Source organism: Streptomyces marinisediminis (assembly GCF_026262575.1).
In the GTDB taxonomy this organism is placed as follows: domain Bacteria; phylum Actinomycetota; class Actinomycetes; order Streptomycetales; family Streptomycetaceae; genus Streptomyces; species Streptomyces marinisediminis.
Window position 1 is genome coordinate 50,509 of sequence record NZ_JAPKFL010000001.1, and the last position, 16,466, is coordinate 66,974.

The 16,466-nt window shown below is 76.2% G+C and carries 17 protein-coding genes; 11 read left to right on the plus strand and 6 right to left on the minus strand.

Going from position 1 to position 16,466, the window contains the following annotated elements:
* Nucleotides 1–81 precede the first annotated feature (81 nt).
* The 3 genes from OSB71_RS00225 (at nucleotide 82) to OSB71_RS00235 (ending at nucleotide 1,368) form a co-directional block, all read left to right on the plus strand.
* Nucleotides 82–288 carry an antitoxin gene (locus tag OSB71_RS00225; protein ID WP_265942790.1) on the plus strand — a complete coding sequence of 69 codons (207 nt, stop codon included), beginning with the start codon at nucleotides 82–84 and terminating at the stop codon, nucleotides 286–288.
* Nucleotides 289–452: 164 nt separating this feature from the next.
* The gene (locus OSB71_RS00230) at nucleotides 453–1,028 is read left to right on the plus strand and encodes a GNAT family N-acetyltransferase (protein WP_265942792.1); all 576 of its coding nucleotides are present in this window, start codon (nucleotides 453–455) and stop codon (nucleotides 1,026–1,028) included.
* A 130-nt stretch (nucleotides 1,029–1,158) separates the two neighbouring features.
* The gene (locus tag OSB71_RS00235) at nucleotides 1,159–1,368 is read left to right on the plus strand and encodes a DUF4287 domain-containing protein (protein ID WP_265942794.1); all 210 of its coding nucleotides are present in this window, start codon (nucleotides 1,159–1,161) and stop codon (nucleotides 1,366–1,368) included.
* Nucleotides 1,369–1,371: 3 nt separating this feature from the next.
* Here OSB71_RS00235 and OSB71_RS00240 read toward each other — a convergent pair whose 3' ends face one another.
* Both OSB71_RS00240 and OSB71_RS00245 read right to left on the minus strand, forming a co-directional pair.
* On the minus strand, nucleotides 1,372–1,923 hold the full coding sequence (locus OSB71_RS00240; RefSeq protein ID WP_265942796.1) for a GNAT family N-acetyltransferase: 552 nt from the start codon (nucleotides 1,921–1,923) through the stop codon (nucleotides 1,372–1,374).
* A 336-nt stretch (nucleotides 1,924–2,259) separates the two neighbouring features.
* A complete protein-coding gene (locus tag OSB71_RS00245) occupies nucleotides 2,260–3,036 on the minus strand; it encodes an SDR family NAD(P)-dependent oxidoreductase (protein WP_265942798.1) in 777 nt (258 codons plus the stop codon).
* Nucleotides 3,037–3,122: 86 nt separating this feature from the next.
* On the opposite strand from OSB71_RS00245, the gene hemC reads away from it, so the two are divergent.
* From hemC to OSB71_RS00260, 3 genes are all read left to right on the plus strand, one after another.
* Nucleotides 3,123–4,055: a hydroxymethylbilane synthase gene (gene hemC / locus OSB71_RS00250; protein ID WP_265942800.1), complete on the plus strand. Its 933-nt coding sequence runs from the start codon at nucleotides 3,123–3,125 to the stop codon at nucleotides 4,053–4,055.
* Nucleotides 4,056–5,013: 958 nt separating this feature from the next.
* Nucleotides 5,014–6,132, plus strand: a complete 1,119-nt coding sequence (locus OSB71_RS00255) for a DUF6801 domain-containing protein (protein ID WP_265942802.1) — start codon at nucleotides 5,014–5,016, stop codon at nucleotides 6,130–6,132.
* An 85-nt stretch (nucleotides 6,133–6,217) separates the two neighbouring features.
* Nucleotides 6,218–7,258, plus strand: a complete 1,041-nt coding sequence (locus OSB71_RS00260) for a COG1470 family protein (protein WP_265942806.1) — start codon at nucleotides 6,218–6,220, stop codon at nucleotides 7,256–7,258.
* Nucleotides 7,259–7,330: 72 nt separating this feature from the next.
* Here the strand turns inward: OSB71_RS00260 and OSB71_RS00265 are convergent, their stop codons facing one another.
* On the minus strand, nucleotides 7,331–7,903 hold the full coding sequence (locus tag OSB71_RS00265) for a cob(I)yrinic acid a,c-diamide adenosyltransferase (protein ID WP_265942808.1): 573 nt from the start codon (nucleotides 7,901–7,903) through the stop codon (nucleotides 7,331–7,333).
* A gap of 223 nt (nucleotides 7,904–8,126) precedes the next feature.
* Here OSB71_RS00265 and OSB71_RS00270 point away from each other — a divergent pair, with 223 nt between their 5' ends.
* The 3 genes from OSB71_RS00270 (at nucleotide 8,127) to OSB71_RS00280 (ending at nucleotide 12,496) form a co-directional block, all read left to right on the plus strand.
* Complete coding sequence (locus tag OSB71_RS00270) at nucleotides 8,127–8,981, plus strand: 3-hydroxyacyl-CoA dehydrogenase family protein (protein WP_265942810.1); 855 nt, start codon at nucleotides 8,127–8,129, stop codon at nucleotides 8,979–8,981.
* A gap of 449 nt (nucleotides 8,982–9,430) precedes the next feature.
* Nucleotides 9,431–9,742, plus strand: coding sequence for an STAS domain-containing protein (locus OSB71_RS00275; protein WP_265942812.1), 312 nt, complete (start codon nucleotides 9,431–9,433; stop codon nucleotides 9,740–9,742).
* A 120-nt stretch (nucleotides 9,743–9,862) separates the two neighbouring features.
* Complete coding sequence (locus OSB71_RS00280; RefSeq protein WP_265942814.1) at nucleotides 9,863–12,496, plus strand: proline dehydrogenase family protein; 2,634 nt, start codon at nucleotides 9,863–9,865, stop codon at nucleotides 12,494–12,496.
* Between the two features lie 116 nt (nucleotides 12,497–12,612).
* Here OSB71_RS00280 and nucS read toward each other — a convergent pair whose 3' ends face one another.
* Nucleotides 12,613–13,374 (minus strand): endonuclease NucS, encoded by a 762-nt coding sequence (gene nucS / locus OSB71_RS00285; RefSeq protein WP_265942816.1) that lies wholly within the window; start codon nucleotides 13,372–13,374, stop codon nucleotides 12,613–12,615.
* A 218-nt stretch (nucleotides 13,375–13,592) separates the two neighbouring features.
* On the opposite strand from nucS, the gene OSB71_RS00290 reads away from it, so the two are divergent.
* Nucleotides 13,593–13,985, plus strand: coding sequence for an SCO5389 family protein (locus OSB71_RS00290; RefSeq protein WP_265942818.1), 393 nt, complete (start codon nucleotides 13,593–13,595; stop codon nucleotides 13,983–13,985).
* A gap of 19 nt (nucleotides 13,986–14,004) precedes the next feature.
* Here OSB71_RS00290 and OSB71_RS00295 read toward each other — a convergent pair whose 3' ends face one another.
* The gene (locus OSB71_RS00295; RefSeq protein ID WP_265942820.1) at nucleotides 14,005–15,048 is read right to left on the minus strand and encodes an LLM class flavin-dependent oxidoreductase; all 1,044 of its coding nucleotides are present in this window, start codon (nucleotides 15,046–15,048) and stop codon (nucleotides 14,005–14,007) included.
* Between the two features lie 182 nt (nucleotides 15,049–15,230).
* On the opposite strand from OSB71_RS00295, the gene OSB71_RS24710 reads away from it, so the two are divergent.
* On the plus strand, nucleotides 15,231–15,557 hold the full coding sequence (locus OSB71_RS24710) for an Rv1322 family protein (RefSeq protein WP_265943325.1): 327 nt from the start codon (nucleotides 15,231–15,233) through the stop codon (nucleotides 15,555–15,557).
* Nucleotides 15,558–15,700: 143 nt separating this feature from the next.
* Here the strand turns inward: OSB71_RS24710 and OSB71_RS00305 are convergent, their stop codons facing one another.
* Nucleotides 15,701–16,465, minus strand: a complete 765-nt coding sequence (locus OSB71_RS00305; protein ID WP_265942822.1) for an ABC-2 transporter permease family protein — start codon at nucleotides 16,463–16,465, stop codon at nucleotides 15,701–15,703.
* Nucleotide 16,466 lies beyond the last annotated feature (1 nt).

The following is a 16,466-nucleotide window of genomic DNA, read 5'->3' on the forward strand; positions in this document are numbered from 1 at the left end:
GCCGCCCGCCCCGGGATGCGGAGGCCCGGGAAGTGTGGTGATGCTTGACGAGGACCGTGCACGACGGCGGAAGGGAGTGCCATGTCCATGATGGATAAGCTCAAGGGCATGCTCAAGGGCCACGAGGACAAGGTCCACAAGGGCGTGGAGAAGGGCGGCGACTACGTCGACCGCCGCACCGGCGGCAAGTACAGCCAGCATGTCGACACCGCCCAGGAGAAGCTCGACCAGGAGTTCGGCGGCGACCAGCCGCGCGGGCGCGGCGAGGACCGCCCGCCCCGGTCCTGACGCCGCTCCGCCCGCGCCCCCGGCGGCCGCACGGCCGCCGGGGGCGCGGGGGCGCGGGGGCGGTGGGCTGCGGCCCGACGCCGGGCCGCAGCCCACCGCGTGCGTCGCGGCCCGGGGGCCGTGGGAGGATGCCCGCGCAGCCAGGGGGAGCGGGGAGGCACCGGGTGTTCGCGGTATCGCTGGGGAAGGACGGGGCGGAGCTGCGGCCGTTGGAGCCGTGGCACGCCGAGGAGTTCTTCGCGCACATCGACCGGGGGCGGGAGTTCATCGGGCGCTACGTCGGCCTGGCGGACGCCGTCGGCGACCTGGAGGCGGGCCGGGCGTTCCTGCGCGAGTACGCGGACAAGGCCGCCGCGGACACCGGGCGGCTCTACGGCATCTGGGCGGACGGCGCGCTGGTCGGCGGCGTGCTGTTCCGGACGATGGACGTCGCCCAGGGCACCGCCGAGGCGGGGTGCTGGCTGGAGCCGTCGGCGGTGGGCCGGGGGCTGGTGACCCGGGCCGCGCGCACCATCATCGACTGGGCGGTCGAGCGGCGCGGCGTTCACCGGATCGAGTGGCACGCCTCGGCGCGCAACGTGCCGAGCGTCGCCGTGGCCCGGCGGCTGGGGATGACGCGGGACGGCGTGCTGCGGGAGAGCTACCTGCGGCGCGGGGAGCGGCACGACATGGAGGTCTGGTCCGTGCTCGCCCCCGAGTGGCGCGCGGCCCGGGCGGCGCGGTCCGGCCCGCGCCCGTGACGGGTCGGCCGGGGCGCGCGGGTACCGCCCCGCGCGGTGTGGTGCACGTCACCCACTCCGAGCGATGAGTGCGCGCGGCGGCGCCGGTCCGACCGGGTGACACCAGCGCCGCAGGAGAGGACCACGCGCCATGCCGACACCGGCCAAGGGACCCGCGAGCTACTTCCCGTCGATCGAGAAGACGTACGGGCGGCCCATCGCCCAGTGGCAGGAACTCATCCGCAGCGCGCCGGTGAGCCGGCACGGGGAGCTGGTGACCTGGCTCAAGGAGGAACACGGGCTCGGCCACGGGCACGCCAACGCGCTCGTCGCCCACACGCTGGCCGGCGGGCGGGCCTGACGCTCAGCGGCGCAGCACGAAGCGGGCCAGGGTGAGGCCGGGCTCGGGGCGCACGTCGGCCTGGCGGGTGAAGCCGAGGCGGCTGTAGAGCGCGAGCGCCGGGGCGTTCGCCGCCCCCGTGGTGACACGGACGTCGCCGGCGGGCGCGAGCGCGTCCAGCAGGTGCCGCAGCAGGCGGGTGGCGAGCCCGTGGCGGAACCAGGCGGGGCAGACGCAGACGCGCTCGACGGTGACGCCCTCCGGCGCCGTGCTCCAGGCGACGAACGCGGCGAGCGCGGGGCCGCCGGCGCGCGCGCCCTCACGGACAGGCGCGCCGTCGGCGGTGCACGTGCCGTGGCCCGCGGGCGCTCCGGGGCCGGTGGGCGTTCCCTCGCCCGGGAGCGCGCCGAGCCAGCGGCACGGCTGGGCGCGAAGCTGCGCGAGCGTCTCGGAGAGCGCGGGGATGCCGGGGAAGCCGATCAGCTCGGCCTCCACCGCGTAGGCCGCCCGCCCGACCCGGTGGACGGCCCGGGCCGTCGCCTCGTCGGCCAGGTTCAGCTCGCGCAGCGCATGCATCCGTCCAGTGTGCCCGGCGCCCCGCCCCGCTCCGGCGCGGGGCGGGGCGGACGGCACCGCCCGGCCCGGACCGGAAGCGGGCCGGGCCGCGCGGGGGCGCGGTGGCCCGATGACGCGGTGGCCCGGTGCCCGCGCCGGGTGGCTTCCCGCGCGGCCGGAGCTCCGGTGCGGAGGTCGGCCCGCGCCGCGGTGCGGGCCGTGGCGGTGGCGCTCGCGGCGGGCCCTGGGCAGGCGGGGCAGCCGGGCTTCGCCCGTTCCCCCAGCGCCGGGAGCCCGGCGCACGGAGGCGGGCCCGCACCGCGCCGTGGGACGCCCGGCGGCCGAGCGCGGCGCCGGTCAGGTGCGCAGGTACGACGCCCCGTTGACGTCCAGCACGGTGCCCGAGCTCCACTGGGCCTGCGGCGACGCCAGCCACAGCACGGCGGCCGCCACCTCCTCGGGGGTGGCGACGCGGCCGAACGGGCTCTGGGCGCGCACGGCGTCGGTCAGCCGGTGGGCGACGCGCTCGGTGTCGACGAAGCCCGGCGCCACCGAGGCCACCGCGATCCCGTGCGGGGCCAGGGCCACCGCGAGGGACTGGCCGAGCGCGTGCAGGCCCGCCTTGGTCGCCCCGTAGGCGGGGTGGTCCGGCTCGCCCCGGAAGGCGCCGCGCGATCCGACGTTGACGATGCGTCCGCCGCCGCCCTGGTCGATCATCCGGCGGGCGGCGGCGTGGGAGAGGTGGGCCGGGGCGATGAGGTTGACGGCCACGTGCTGCCGCCAGGCCGCGTCCCACTGCGCGAACGGGGTGTCGGCCGGGGGATGCGCGGTGTTGACGGCGGCGTTGTTGACCAGCACGTCCACGCCGCCCAGCGCCTCGGCCGCCGCGTCGACCAGGCCGACGGCGTGCTCCGGCTCGGCCAGGTCCGCGCCGAGCACCGCGTGTCCGGAGCCGGGCAGCGCCGCCGCGGTGGCCTCCGCGTCCCGGCGGCGGGTGCCGTAGTGCACGGCCACCCGGTCGCCGTGCGCCGCGAAGGCGTGCGCCACCGCGCGCCCCAGCCCCCGCGCCGCTCCGGTGACCAGCACCCGCCGTCCGCTCGGCGGGATGCCGGGCACGGTCTGCGTCTGCTCCACGGATGCTCCTCCCACAGCGGTTCGGGCCGCGCCCACCCTACGGGTCCCGAAGCGCCCGAACCGGCCGACGGGCTATCGTTTCCGGCATGCCCGCGCCCGAGCTGATCCGCATCGTCTCCCGCTCCTCGCCCATGGCGCTCGCGCAAGTCGAGCGCGTCCGCGCGGAGTTGGCCGCGCTCCATCCGGGGGTGCGCACCGAGGTGGTGCCCGTCACCACGGCCGGGGACCGCTGGATGGGGGACCTGGCAGCGCTCGGTGGCAAGGGCGCGTTCACCAAGGAGGTCGACGCCGCCCTGCTGGCCGGGAAGGCCGACCTCGCGGTGCACTGCGTCAAGGACATCCCGGCCGACCGGCCCCTGCCCGCCGGCACCACGTTCGCCGCCTTCCTCGAACGCGACGACGTGCGCGACGCGTTGATCCACCCCGGCGGGCTGACGCTGGCGGAGCTGCCGCCCGGCACCCGCGTCGGCACCTCCTCCGTGCGCCGGATCGCGCAGCTCGCCGCCGCACACCCGCACCTGGAGTGCGTGCCGATGCGCGGCAACGCGGGCCGCCGCATGGAGAAGATGCGCGCCGGGGAGGCCGACGCGCTGCTGCTGGCCGTCTCGGGCCTGGAGCGCATCGGCCGCACGGACGTGATCACCGAGGTGCTCTCCGTGGAGGACATGTGCCCGCCCATCGGCGCGGGCATCCTCGCCCTCCAGTGCCGGGAGGACGACGCCGACCTCATCGACGCCGTCAGCGGCCTCGGACACCCCGACACGCACCGCGAGGCGGCCGCCGAGCGCATGTTCCTGCACGTGCTCCAGGGCCACTGCAACAGCCCGATCGCCGGGTACGCCAAGGCCGCCAGGGGCGACCTGTCCCTGCGCGCCTGCGTCTTCACGCCCGACGGCAAGACGATGCTCAACGCGCACGAGTGGGCCGGGCCGCTCGACCCGGCCACCCTGGGGACCTCGGTCGCCGTCGCGCTGCTGCGCCAGGGCGCGCGCCAGCTCATCGACGGCATCGCCCACTGACACCACCCCGGCCCCGGGCGCCGGGACCGGCACCGCGCGGGCCCCCCGCCCCCGGGCCCGGCCCCTCGTCGCGCCGCCGCCGCGCATCCGCCGCGCGGCACGCCCTCCCGCCCCGACGGCTGGGGCGGCACCGCGCCGGGACTCGCGGGACTCCGGGCGCCCCGGTGACGGCCGTCCACGCTGGGCGGAGGACGGGCGCCCCCTGACGGGCGGGCCGGACCCGAGCGCGGCGGGGCGCGGGCTCCGCACGCTCGCGGGCGTCGCCGTCCGCGCCGGGGACGCGCGTCCCACGCCGCCGGGGCGAGCGGGACCGTCACGTGCACACGCCGACCCGCCGCGCGGGGCGCCCTCGCGGGGTGAGCGGGGCCGCGCGGTGACGGTCGGCCCCGGTGCCCGGGGCACCGGGCCCGCGCGGCGTGCGGTCGGCGCCGGGCGGGTGGGGCGGCGGCGTGCGCGGCCCGGCGCGGCCCGTCCCGCGGGTCGCCGTCCGCGCCGGGCGGGACGCGGGGAGCCGGGTCCGTCGGCGCGGGACTCCGGGTGTTTTCTTGCCGTATACCGGTGGGCCGCGGTGAAACCCGGGGAAAGCGCGGACGGTCGAATGCGGCGACGCCTTTCTCGGATATGTCACTCACTGGGCGATGAAGAGCGGGCGGCGGGTACTCAGCTCGTGCGCACCCACCGGGCCTTTTCGCCACTCCCGCAACCGCTCAGGTCAACGGCCTTGACCGCGTTGGCTACTCGTCCGTAATTTACCGATCCACCAACCACCCGTATCGATCTCAGGTGCCGAGTGCGTGCGGCCCGGCGCGTCCAGGAAATCACGTGAAAGCCGCCGGAAAATCGGCCGCCCGGGATCGCTCCGGGCTGCGGTGACGCGTTTTCCCAGGGCGCCGCGCGCCGTTCGCTCACGGGCCTGACCAGGAATTCGGAGAGGTATTCCATGGGAGCACACGCACGGATGTCCAGAGCGAAGGCCGCGCTGGGCGCGGTGTCCGCGGTGGGGATGACGGCAGGGCTGCTCGGCTTCGCGGCCGCGGCCCCGGCGACGGCCGAACCGGTGTCCCTGACGCAGACCTACAGCTGCACCTTCCCGCTGATCGGCGACGACCCGATCAACGTCGCCATCACCTCCGAGATGCCCGCCGAGATCGAGGCCGGGCAGCCCACGGAGGCGTTCGCCATCGAGGCGGTCACCCAGGTGAGCCAGAAGGCCGCCCAGGGCATGGGCCTGGTCGGCGGCGCGACCGTCGAGGGCGTGGCCGCGGCCTCCGTCACCGTGGAGACGCCGGCCGGTCCGCTGGACGTCGTGGTGGACAACGTGGTGGAGCGCACGCCGGTCCCCAGCCCGCCGTCGGCCTTCGAGGTGTACGCCTCAGGCGAGGCGCCGTCGCTGACCTTCGTCGAGCCCGGGACGGCGACGATCCACGTCACCGGCCTGCTGCTGACCATGACGCCGCGCACGGTCGACGGCGGGGAGACCGGCCTGGGCACGTTCGAGGCGCCGTGCGTGCTCGCCCCCGCGGACCAGGACACGGTGCTGCACACCTTCGAGATCACCGAGCCCGCCGAGGAACCGGAGGAGCCCGAGGAGCCCGAGGAGCCGGAGGAGCCCGGTGAGCCGGGCGCGACGGGCAGCCAGGAGCTGCACACCTCGGTGCACGGCGGCCTGCTGTCGATGTCGCAGGCCGGTGACAGCGTGCGGATGACCCCCGTCGACTACGGCGCGGGCGGCACCTCCACCGGCGACCTGCACACCGTCACCGTGGAGGACTTCCGCGGCGGTTCGGCCGGGTGGTCGCTCACCGGCAAGGTCACCGACTTCACCGGCGAGGGCGGCACCATCGAGGCCGAGAACCTGAGCTGGTCGCCGCGGTGCGTGGCCGCCGAGGGCTCCCGGAGCGCGTGCGTCGCGGGCTCGCCCGGCGTCGTCGGCACCGAGGGCGCGACGCTGGCGAGCGCGCCCGACGGCGCGGTCACCGGGGGCGAGTTCGCCGTCGACGCCGGCCTCTCCCTGGCGGTGCCCGAGCTGGCCGCGCCCGGCGCCTACTCCAGTGTCCTGACGCTGACCCTCACCTGACCCGACGGCTCAGGTTCCTCCCCGACCGGTGGGCCGACCGCGGCGGCGGCCGGCCCACCGTCCCACGCCCCCGGGGGTGCCACCCATGCGCAGCAGCAGCAGCAGCACCAGCACCAGCCCGCGCGGCGACGCCGCCGTGCGCCGCCGGCCCGGCGCCGCCCTCCTCCTGGCCCTCCTGGCCTTCCTGGCCGCCGTGTGCGCGGCCACCGGGCTCCTGGCGCCGCCCGTCGCGCACGCCGCCGACAACGGGCAGTGGTCCGTCTTCCCCGCCACCGGGGAGGACGCCCCCGCCCGGGCGCACTTCGAGCACACCGCCGAGGCCGGCACCACCGTGCGCGACCGGGTCACCATCGCCAACCTCGCCGACACCGAGCGCACCTTCGCGCTCCACGGCGCCGACGCCTACAACACCCCGCGCGACGGCGGGTTCGCCGTGCGCGCCGCCGACGAGGAGCAGCGGGCCGTCGGCGCGTGGCTGCGGCTCGACCGCGAGGAGGTGACCGTCCCGGCGGGCGAGCGGGTCACCGTCCCGTTCACCCTGACGATCCCGCGCAACGCCGAACCCGGCGACCACCCCGGCGCCGTCGTCGCCCTCGACCAGCGGGTGCTGGAGGCGCGGGGCCGGGTGGGCATGGGAGTGCGGCAGGCGGTCGGCGCCCGGGTGTACCTGGAGGTCACCGGCGAGCGCGCGCCCTCCCTCCGGGTCGAGGACGTGCGCTGGGTCTACGACGCGCCGCTGGTGCCCGGCATCGGCGAGCGGCCCGCCACCATCGAGTACACCCTCGTCAACGACGGCAACGTGACGCTCAGCCCCCGCGTGGCGCTCACCGCCGACGGCCTGTTCGGCGACGCCCCGGTGGCGCACGGGACGCGGCGGGCCCCGGCCGAGCTGCTGCCGGGGGAGCGCGTCGCGCTGAGCGAGGAGTGGGCGGGGCCGCCCGTCCTGGACCGGGGCGACGTGCGCGTCGAGGTCACCGACCCGCGCACCGGTGTGCACGCCACCGGGTCCGCGCCGTTCCTGCTGGTGCCGTGGCTCCTGCTGGCCGTCTTCGCCCTGGCGCTGGCCGCCCTCGCCGCCCACCTGGTGCGCCGCCGCCGCGCCGCCCGCGCCGCGCACCCCGCGTAGCCGCGCCCGCTCGCGCGGGGTCCGCGCCGCGCGGCGGCCGGGCGGGCCGTGCGCCGGGGTCCGCGGCGGCGCTCAGCGGTTCTCGCCCGGCACCCACAGCACGTCGCCCCGCTCCTTGTTCGCCGAGCGGGCGAGGATGAACAGCAGGTCGGACAGGCGGTTGAGGTAGGTCGCGGTCAGCGGGTTCATCGTGTCCCCGTGCTCGCCGAGCGCGGCCCAGGTGGACCGCTCGGCGCGGCGCACTACCGTGCACGCCTGGTGCAGCAGCGCGGCACCCGGCGTGCCGCCGGGCAGGATGAAGCTGCGCAGCTTCTCCAGCTCGGCCAGGAAGCGGTCGCAGTCGGCCTCCAGCCGGTCGACGTAGACCTGCTCGACGCGCAGCGGCGGGAACTTCGGGTGCTCGACGACGGGCGTGGACAGGTCGGCGCCCACGTCGAAGAGGTCGTTCTGCACGCGGGTGAGGACGGCGACCACCTCGTCGGGCAGGCCGCCGAGCGCGACGGCGACGCCGATGGCCGCGTTCGCCTCGTTCGCGTCGGCATACGCGGCGATGCGGGTGTCCGTCTTCGGGGTGCGGCTCATGTCGCCCAGCGCCGTCGTGCCGTCGTCACCGGTGCGGGTGTAGATGCGCGTCAGGTTGACCATGGGGCGAGCGTAGCCCGCCCCGCGCCCGCCGGTCCCGGCCGCGCCCGCCCGGGGTGGCACGGGCCAACTCGGCCCCGGCGTCGGCCGGATAACGATCCGATGTGATGTCCATCTGATGAGACGTGACGCGCATCTCTTCGCCACCCACGGGTCGGCCGTGGACGCTAAGGTCCGCCCTGAGAGCAGAGCACACATCGGTGATCGGTATGAGGGGATCAGCACGTTGAATGCCGCCAGGAAGCTCACCGTCGTCGGAGCCGGACTGATGGGGTCCGGCATCGCCCAGGTCTCCGCCCAGGCCGGCTGGGACGTGGTGCTCCGGGACGTCACCGACGAGGCGCTGGCCCGGGGCCGCGGCGGCATCGAGAAGTCGTACGCGAAGTTCGTGGAGAAGGGCAAGCTGGCCGCCGAGGACGCCGAGGCCGCGCTCGCCCGCATCACCACCACGACCGACCTGGACGCCGCCGCCGACTCCGACCTCGTGGTCGAGGCCGTCTTCGAGAAGCTCGACGTCAAGCAGGAGATCTTCCGCACCCTGGACAAGCTGGTGAAGGACGAGGCGGTGCTCGCGTCCAACACCTCCGCCATCCCGATCACCAAGATCGCCGCCGCCACCGAGCGCCCCGAGCGCGTGGTGGGCACCCACTTCTTCTCGCCGGTGCCCATGATGAAGCTGTGCGAGCTGGTGCGCGGCCTGAAGACCAGCGACGCGACGCTCGCCACCGCCCGGGAGTTCGCCGAGGGCGTGGGCAAGACCTGCGTCGTCGTCAACCGCGACGTCGCCGGGTTCGTCACCACCCGGCTGATCACCGCGCTGGTGGTGGAGGCGGCCCGGCTGGAGGAGTCCGGCGTCGCGACGGCCGAGGACATCGACACCGCCTGCAAGCTCGGCTTCGGCCACGCGATGGGCCCGCTGGCCACCGCCGACCTCACCGGCATCGACATCCTGCTCAACGCGGCGAACAACATCTACACCGAGTCGCAGGACGAGAAGTTCGCCGCGCCGGAGCGGATGCGGCGCATGGTCGACGCGGGCGACCTCGGCCGCAAGAGCGGCGAGGGCTTCTACCGCTACTGAGCGGGTAGACGCCCACCACGGCACCGGGCCCCGCCCGTCCGCCACCCCCGGCCGCGACCGCCGCGCCGAGGTGGACGGCACGGTGGGGCGGGCCCGACCCGGCGACGCGGCGGCGGCCCGCCGCCGGGGTGTCCGCGGCGTGCGCCGCGGGCGCCGGGCACCCACGCGAGGCGCGCCGCACACGGCGGCGCGAGCACGGCACAGCGGCACCGGCCGCCGGCACCGGCGGCGGCCCGGGCCGCGCGCGGATCGGCGCGGAGAGCGCCCGGCCTCACCCGGTCGGGTGGATTCCGTGTCGGTTCGGGTACGGTCAGCTACTTCACTGCCCACCCGAGGGTCAGGTGGGGTGAGACATTCGGATACGCGGGTGCGGCGGTGTCAGCGGCGGCCCACCCGCACGTCGGACACGCAGGGCACGTCACAGACACGCAGGGCACCGGGAGCGCGTTATGCACATCAAGGGCGACCACGCCGAGCTGACCGTCGGGGGCCGCCTCGACGTGCGCAACGCGGCGGACGCCCGCACAGCCCTGCACACCGCCCTGGACGGCGGGGACGGCGACCTCGTGCTGAGCCTGGCCCACCTGGACTCCTGGGACGCCACCGGCCTCGGCGTCATCATGGGCGCGCACCGGCGCGCCGGCCGCTGCGGCCGGCGCCTGGTCCTGCGGGACGTGCCCCCGCAGATGCAGCGCCTCCTGGTGGCCACCCGGCTGCACCGCATCCTGGCGATCGAGGGCGAGACGCTCACAAAGCCATGACGATTACGCCCCCGCGCCCCGAGCGGCCTTCGCCGCACCCCGACCGGCGTCTAAGGTTCCCTTCACTGCCGGGAAGGGCCCAGGGAGTACCGAACGCACCGCCAATGGGGGGCTTCACCCATGCACCCGACGCACCGCGGTCCTGACGACGGCGGCGGCCGCGAGAGCCACGACAGTGGCGCGCTGGCCCGCACCGTCCAGGTGGTCGCGGGGGAGTACCTGCTGACCGTCAACCCCGTCGACGGCAGCGAGATCGAGCCCTGCCCGCCCGACCGCCGCCCCGCCTCGCCCGAGCGCCGCACCGCGGCGGCCCGGGCCGAGCGGCGGCGCGCCGAGACGCCGCCGCAGCCCGTCGGCGACGCGGCCCTGGACCTGCCGCTGCTGGAGCGCGCGGAGGAGCGCCGGCGGCTGACCCGGCTGCTGGCCCGCGGCCGCTCCGTGCGGCTCACCGGCCCCTCCGGCGCGGGCCGCACCGCGCTGCTCGACGCCGTCGAGGAGGACTGCGCCGGCCTCGCCCCGGACGGCGTGGTCCGGCTCAGCGGTTACCGGCGCGGCGTCGAGGAGCTGCTCTGGGAGCTGTACGCCACCGTCTTCGAGACGTCCCGCTACCGCCCCGGGCGCGCCGAGCTGCTCGACGCGCTCGCGGGCGTCGGCGCGGTCGTCCTCGTCGACGACCTGGAGTTCGGCGGGGCCGCGCTGGACGAGCTGCTGACGGCCACGCCCGAGTGCGCGCTCCTGCTCACCGCCACGCCGCAGGCCCCCGCCCCGCCCGCCCACGCGGAGCTGGAGGAGGTCGCCCTGCCCGGCATCAGCCGGACCGCGTGCGTGGAGCTGCTGGAACGCGCCGGTGGCCGCGCGCCGAGCGAGCAGGAGGCCGACTGGGCGGGCGACCTGTGGTTCGAGTCCGAAGGGCTTCCGCTGCGCTTCGTGCAGGCCGGCGCGCTGCTGCGGCACCGCGACGCGGCATCGGCCGCCGACGGCGCGTCCGACGGTGCCGAGCCCGACGGCGGGGCCGGGAGCGAGCCCGGCGCCGGGGCCGAAGCCGTCACCGGGGCCGAAGCCGCCGACACCGACGGTGACGGTGACGGTGACACCGACGGTGACGGCGGCACGGGGCCGAGCACGCTTCCGCCGCTGACCGTGGCCTCCGTCAGCGCTGTCCGGCTCGCCGAGACGCTGTCCGCGGCGGGCCGCCGGGTGCTGCGGTTCGCCGTCGCGCTCGGCGGCGAGGTGCCGCAGGCCGCGCACCTGCCCGCGCTCCTGGACGACCAGCGCGCCGACGCCGCGCTGGCCGAGCTGACCTCCGCCGGGCTCGCCACGTCCGCCGGACCCCACTACCGCCTGGCCGCCGGGGTCACCGAACAGCTCGCGGACGCGGGGTACGGCGAGGGCGCCGAGGCGCTCGTGCGCACCGCCGCCCAGCACTACGCCTGGTGGGGCGGGCACCCGTCCGTCACGCCGAAGCGGGTGGCCGCCGAGTCCGAGGCCGTGCTCGCCGCCGTCACCGCCGCCCGGGCCGCGGGGGCCACCAGCGCGGCCGTGCTGCTCGCCCGCACCGCGGCGCCGGTCTTCGCCGCCGCCGGGCGCTGGGCGGCCTGGGAGCGGGTGCTGACCGAGGGGTGGCAGGCCGCCGAACAGGCCGGGGAGGTGGCCGAAGAGGCCTACTTCCACCACGAGCTGGGGGTCCACGCGCTGTGCGAGGGCGACCTGGGGCACGCCCGCGCCGAGCTGGAGCGGGCGATGGAGCTGCGCGGCCGACTGGCCGACCGGCGCGGCCAGTTCGCCGGACGCCGGGCCCTGGCCCTGGTCGCCGACGCCGCCGGGGAACCGCTCGCGCCCGACCTGGACGACGAGGAGCTCGCCGCCGCCGAGGCCGCGACGACCGTCCAGCCCGTGGTCGCCCCGGGCGCCGTGGCGCAGGACACCGCGCCCCTCCCCGGACCCGGCCCGGTCGTCCCCGGCGGCACGGACCGCCGCCCCCTGCTCACCGGGACCCGCCGCAACCTGGTGGCCGCCGCCGCCGGCGCCCTGCTGGCCGTCCTGCTCGGCACGGTGGTGACGCTCAGCAGCGTCTCCTCCGGCGGGGAGGACCGTGACCGTGTGCAGCCGGATCGTTCCTCCACCCAGCCGGAGACGGACGACAGCTTCGAGGAGGTCGCGCCGTCCCCCTCCGACGAGGAGGGCGACGACACGGGCAGGCCGGGCCCCTCCGGCTCCCCGGAGAGCCCCGAGGAGTCCGCCGGCACGCCCTCCGGTTCCGCCTCCCCCGAGGAGTCCTCGGGCGACCCGTCCCCCACCGACGACGGCGAGCCGAACGACCCGAGCCCCAGCGACAGCCCCGACGACACCACCGGCGGCCCCGGCACCGACGGCGGCACGGGGGACGCGGGCGGCACCGACGGCGGGGGCGACAACGGGGGCGGCGACGACGGTGGCGGTGACGACGGCGCTGACGGCGGCGGCGATGCCCAGGGCGGATGGCAGGGCGGCTCGGAAGGCGGCGGCAGCTCCGGCGCCGATCAGGGTGGTTCCAACACCGGGGGCGGTGACACCGACGGCGGCTCCGAAGGCGGTGAGACCACCGGCGGGTCCGAGGGCGGCGGCACGGACGGCGGCGCGGACGAGGGCGGCGACAACTCCGGTGCGGACGGCGGCTCCACCGGCTCGCCGTCCGCGACGGGCCCGGCGCCCTCCTCCTCCCGGAGCAACGGCACATCCGCCTCGCCGACCGGCACCGCCCCGCTGCTCCTCTGACGCCGCACCCGCCCCGCCCCGGCCCGGTGGGCCAGCGGGCGGGACGGCGGCGCCCCGCGGGCGTCAGCGGTCCGCGGGCGGCCCGTCGCGCGTCGCCTACCCCGGGGGCCCCGCCTTCAGAACAGCTTGAGCTTGTCGTCGGGGATGCCGCGCAGCTCGTCGTAGTCGACGACGACGCAGCGGAAGCCGCGGTCTTCGGCGAGGGTCCGGGCCTGGGGCGCGATGCTCTGCGCCGCGAGGCAGCCGCCCACGGGGGCCAGCAGGGGGTCGCGGTTCAGCAGTTCCACGTAGCGGCTGAGCTGCTCCACGGCGTCGATCGTGGCGCGCCGCTTGATCTCCACCGCCCAGTGCCGGGGCCGCTCCGGCTCCGCGGCGGGCTCCGCGGGACCGGCCTCGTCGGCCTCTCCGTGCCCGGCCCCGACGGCCCCGACAGCCCCGACAGCCACGCTCGCGCCGTTCGCGTCCCGGCCCAGGATGTCCACGGGCCCGATCGCCGTGGGGTACTCGCGCCGGACCAGCGTCCAGCCCGCGCCCAGCGTCTCCATGCGGTCGGCCAGCAGCTCCTGGAGGTGCGCCTCGACGCCGTCCTTGATCAGCCCCGGGTCCGTACCCAGTTCGTGGCTGGAGTCGTGCAGTATTTCTGCCATCGTGATGATCAGTTTCTCGCCCGCCTTGTTGACCACCGTCCACACCCCGTCGTCGGCCTCCTTGAGCGTGCACGGGGGCGACATCCAGTTGAGGGGTTTGTAGGCCCGGTCGTCGGCGTGGATGGACACCGATCCGTCGGCTTTCACCAGGATCAGCCGGGGTGCCATGGGCAGGTGGGCGGTGAGCCGGCCGGCGTAGTCCACGGAGCAGCGGGCGATGACGAGACGCATGGGCGGCACGCTACTCGACCCCGGACGCCCGTAGCGATTCGCCCCTGCTTCTCCCCGTTCATGCGTGGCCTGTTGTGTGCGCCACCCTATGGCCGGGCCGTCGCCAAGCCCTTACGGTAGGTGAGGGGGGCGTCGCCGAACGGAATTCCTGGCACGGGCGGGGCCTCTTGTTTCGTCCGTAGGGCCCCGCGCGCGTGGGGCCGCGAGAGGAGAACCCCATGTCGCTCGACGTCTCACCGGCCCTTCTGGCACAGGCCGAGCGAGGCGAGGTCGACGAAGCCGCCTTCGTCGACTGCGTCAAGAACTCCCTTCCCTACGCCTGGGAGATGGTCAGCTCCCTCGTCGCCCGACTCCAGGTCGACGGCGGGGACTTCGCCGACAACCAGACGCCGCCGCCGAGCGAGCACGCGCGCGGTGAGCTGCTGCGCGCGCTGGCCAGCGACGCCATCCGGGGCGCGCTGGAGCGGCACTTCGGGGTGCGGCTCGCCTTCCAGAACTGCCACCGGGTCGCGGTGTTCCCCGTCGAGTCGGCGGTGGACGAGCGGCTGGAGCGCTTCACCTCGGTGCGGGCCCAGCTCCTCAACCAGTCGCCGGAGCTGCGGGACTGCTGACGGCCCGTCCGTTCCCGGGTCACCGCTGCCGCTCCTCGGTGTCGAGGAGCGGCAGCACCTGGGCGCCGATGCGGTGGACGTTCGCCTCGGTCGCCGCCAGGTCCCCGGAGCCCTCGGTGAGCAGCGCGAAGCGCCGGATGCCGGTGCGCTCGGCCGTCGTCGCCAGGCGCCGCGCGCACAACTCCGGCGGGCCGACGGGGTGCAGGGAGCACAGCAGCTCGGTGTAGGCGGCCGGGTCCCGCATGGCGCGCTGCCGTCCGTCGACGGTGACGTGGGCGTCCAGGCCCTGCCGCAGCCAGCCGGGCATCGCCTTCGCCAGCGTCTCGGCGGCCTCGCGCCGGGTGTCGGCGACCTGCGCGACGCCCGCCGAGACGTGGCCTTCGGCGAGGGTGTCCGCGTCGTGCCCGGCGGCCAGCGCCTCGTGCCGCCACAGCGCCGTCAGCCGGGCCTTCTCCTCGTCCCCGCAGTGCATGCCGAGCAGCATCGGCAGGCCGCGCCGGGCCGCCAGGCGCACGGAGCCCTCCGAGGTGCAGGCGACGACCACCGGCGGGCCGGCCGACTCCGAGAGCGCCTCGGCGGGGCGCGGCACGACGGCCACCTCGCGGAACCGGTACCGGGGTCCGTCCGCGCCCACGCGCGGCTCGCGCAGCCAGCGCAGCAGCAGGTCCAGCGCCTCGGGGAAGCCCTCCTCGAACGCCGCGAGACCGGCGCCGAAGACCTCCAGGTCCACCCACGGGCCGCCCCGGCCCACGCCGAGCGTGAACCGGCCGCCGGTGGTCAGGTGCAGCAGCGCGGCCTGCTCGCCCAGCGCCACCGGGTGCGTGGTCGGCAGCACGCTGACCGCCGTGCCCACCCCGATCCGGCGCGTCCGCCCCAGCAGCAGCGCCGCCAGCGTGATCGCCGACGGGCAGGTGCCGTACGGCACGAAGTGGTGCTCGCCCAGCCACACGGCGTCGAGCCCGGCCTCCTCGGCGGCCTCGGCCGACCGCACCGCCCGGTGCAGTGCCTCGCCCGGCCCCTGCCCCGGGAACTGGGCGGCCAGTACGAAAGTCCCCACACGCATCGCCATTCGCCTCCTCGTTCGGCCGACGCGGGTCCCCCCGACGCCGTCTAACGCATGACATGTGCCAAGGGCACGGCCGTGCCACTCCTCGGTGCGATGATCAGTCCATCGGGTGACGGTGGACGTCCTGCGAGGTGTGCGTACGCTGAGGGGTGTCGGGTCCCGTGTTGAGTGAGGTGTTCGTGTCCCCGCGTCGTCATCGTCCGCGTGGCGGGTCCGCAGCCGCCAGGTCGGCGGCCTTCGATGCCGGGCGCGGCATCGGGCTGGAGAGTACGGAGGACTGGCGCGGCGAGGAGTGGGTCGTGCGCCGCCTCAGCGGCGGCGCGGCCGCCAAGCACTACCGCTGCCCCGGCTGCGAGCAGATGATCCCGCCGGGCCTGCCGCACGTCGTGGCGTGGCCCCGGTACGGCGACGTGGACGACCGGCGGCACTGGCACGCGCCGTGCTGGGCCGCCCGCGACCGCCGGAGCCCCCGCACACGGCGCTCCCGGGACGCCCCCCGCTACTGAGGGCCGCACGGGCGCCGCTCGCGGACGCGTGGTGCGCGTGGGCGCGGGCGGAGAAACCCCGGAGCCCCCGCCGGGGGCGGGGGCTCCGGGGCCGGGTCCCGAAGGCCGGGCGTGGCCCGGGGGCGGCGGGGTGGCGGGCGGGGTCAGGCGTCGCGGGTGCGCAGGGTGGCGTAGCCGGCGATCAGCGCGGCCACGACCCAGGCGACCATGATCAGCAGGCCGCCCCACGGGCCGTACGGGCGGTCCGGCGCCACGACGGTCATGATCATCGTCCCGGCCTGGTCGGGCAGCCACTGGGCGGCGTCCTGCGTGGCGGGGATGGCGCCCAGGATGGGCGTGACCATGAAGAACAGCGGGATCAGGATGCTGAACGAGAGGATCGCGCTGCGCAGCATCCAGGTGATGCCCATCGCGAACAGCGCGATCAGGGTCATGTACAGACCCCCGCCGACGACGGCCCGCAGCACGTTGGGCTCGCCGATCGACGTCGCGAGGTCGCCGAGCACGGCCTGCCCGAGAAAGAAGGACAGGAAGCTGGTGGCCATGCCGACGACGAAGACGAGCACCGTGCCCACCAGCAGTTTGGCGCCCATGAACAGCCCGCGCTGCGGCACCGCGGCGAGCGAGGCGCGGATCATGCCGCTGCTGTACTCGTTGGACACCAGCAGCACGCCGAAGGCGATCATCGCGAGCTGGCCGAGCGACATTCCGGCGAAGCTGGTGAACACCGGGTCGAAGGTGGCCTGGTCGGTGGGGGCCAGGTCGTCGTAGGTGCTCTTGAACAGCAGGCTGAGCCCCATGCCGACGAGGACGGTGATCAGCAGGGCGAGCCCCAGCGTCCACACCGTCGAACGCACGGTGGTGGCCTTCGTCCACTCCGAGCGGAGCACCCGCGTCGCGTGGGCCATG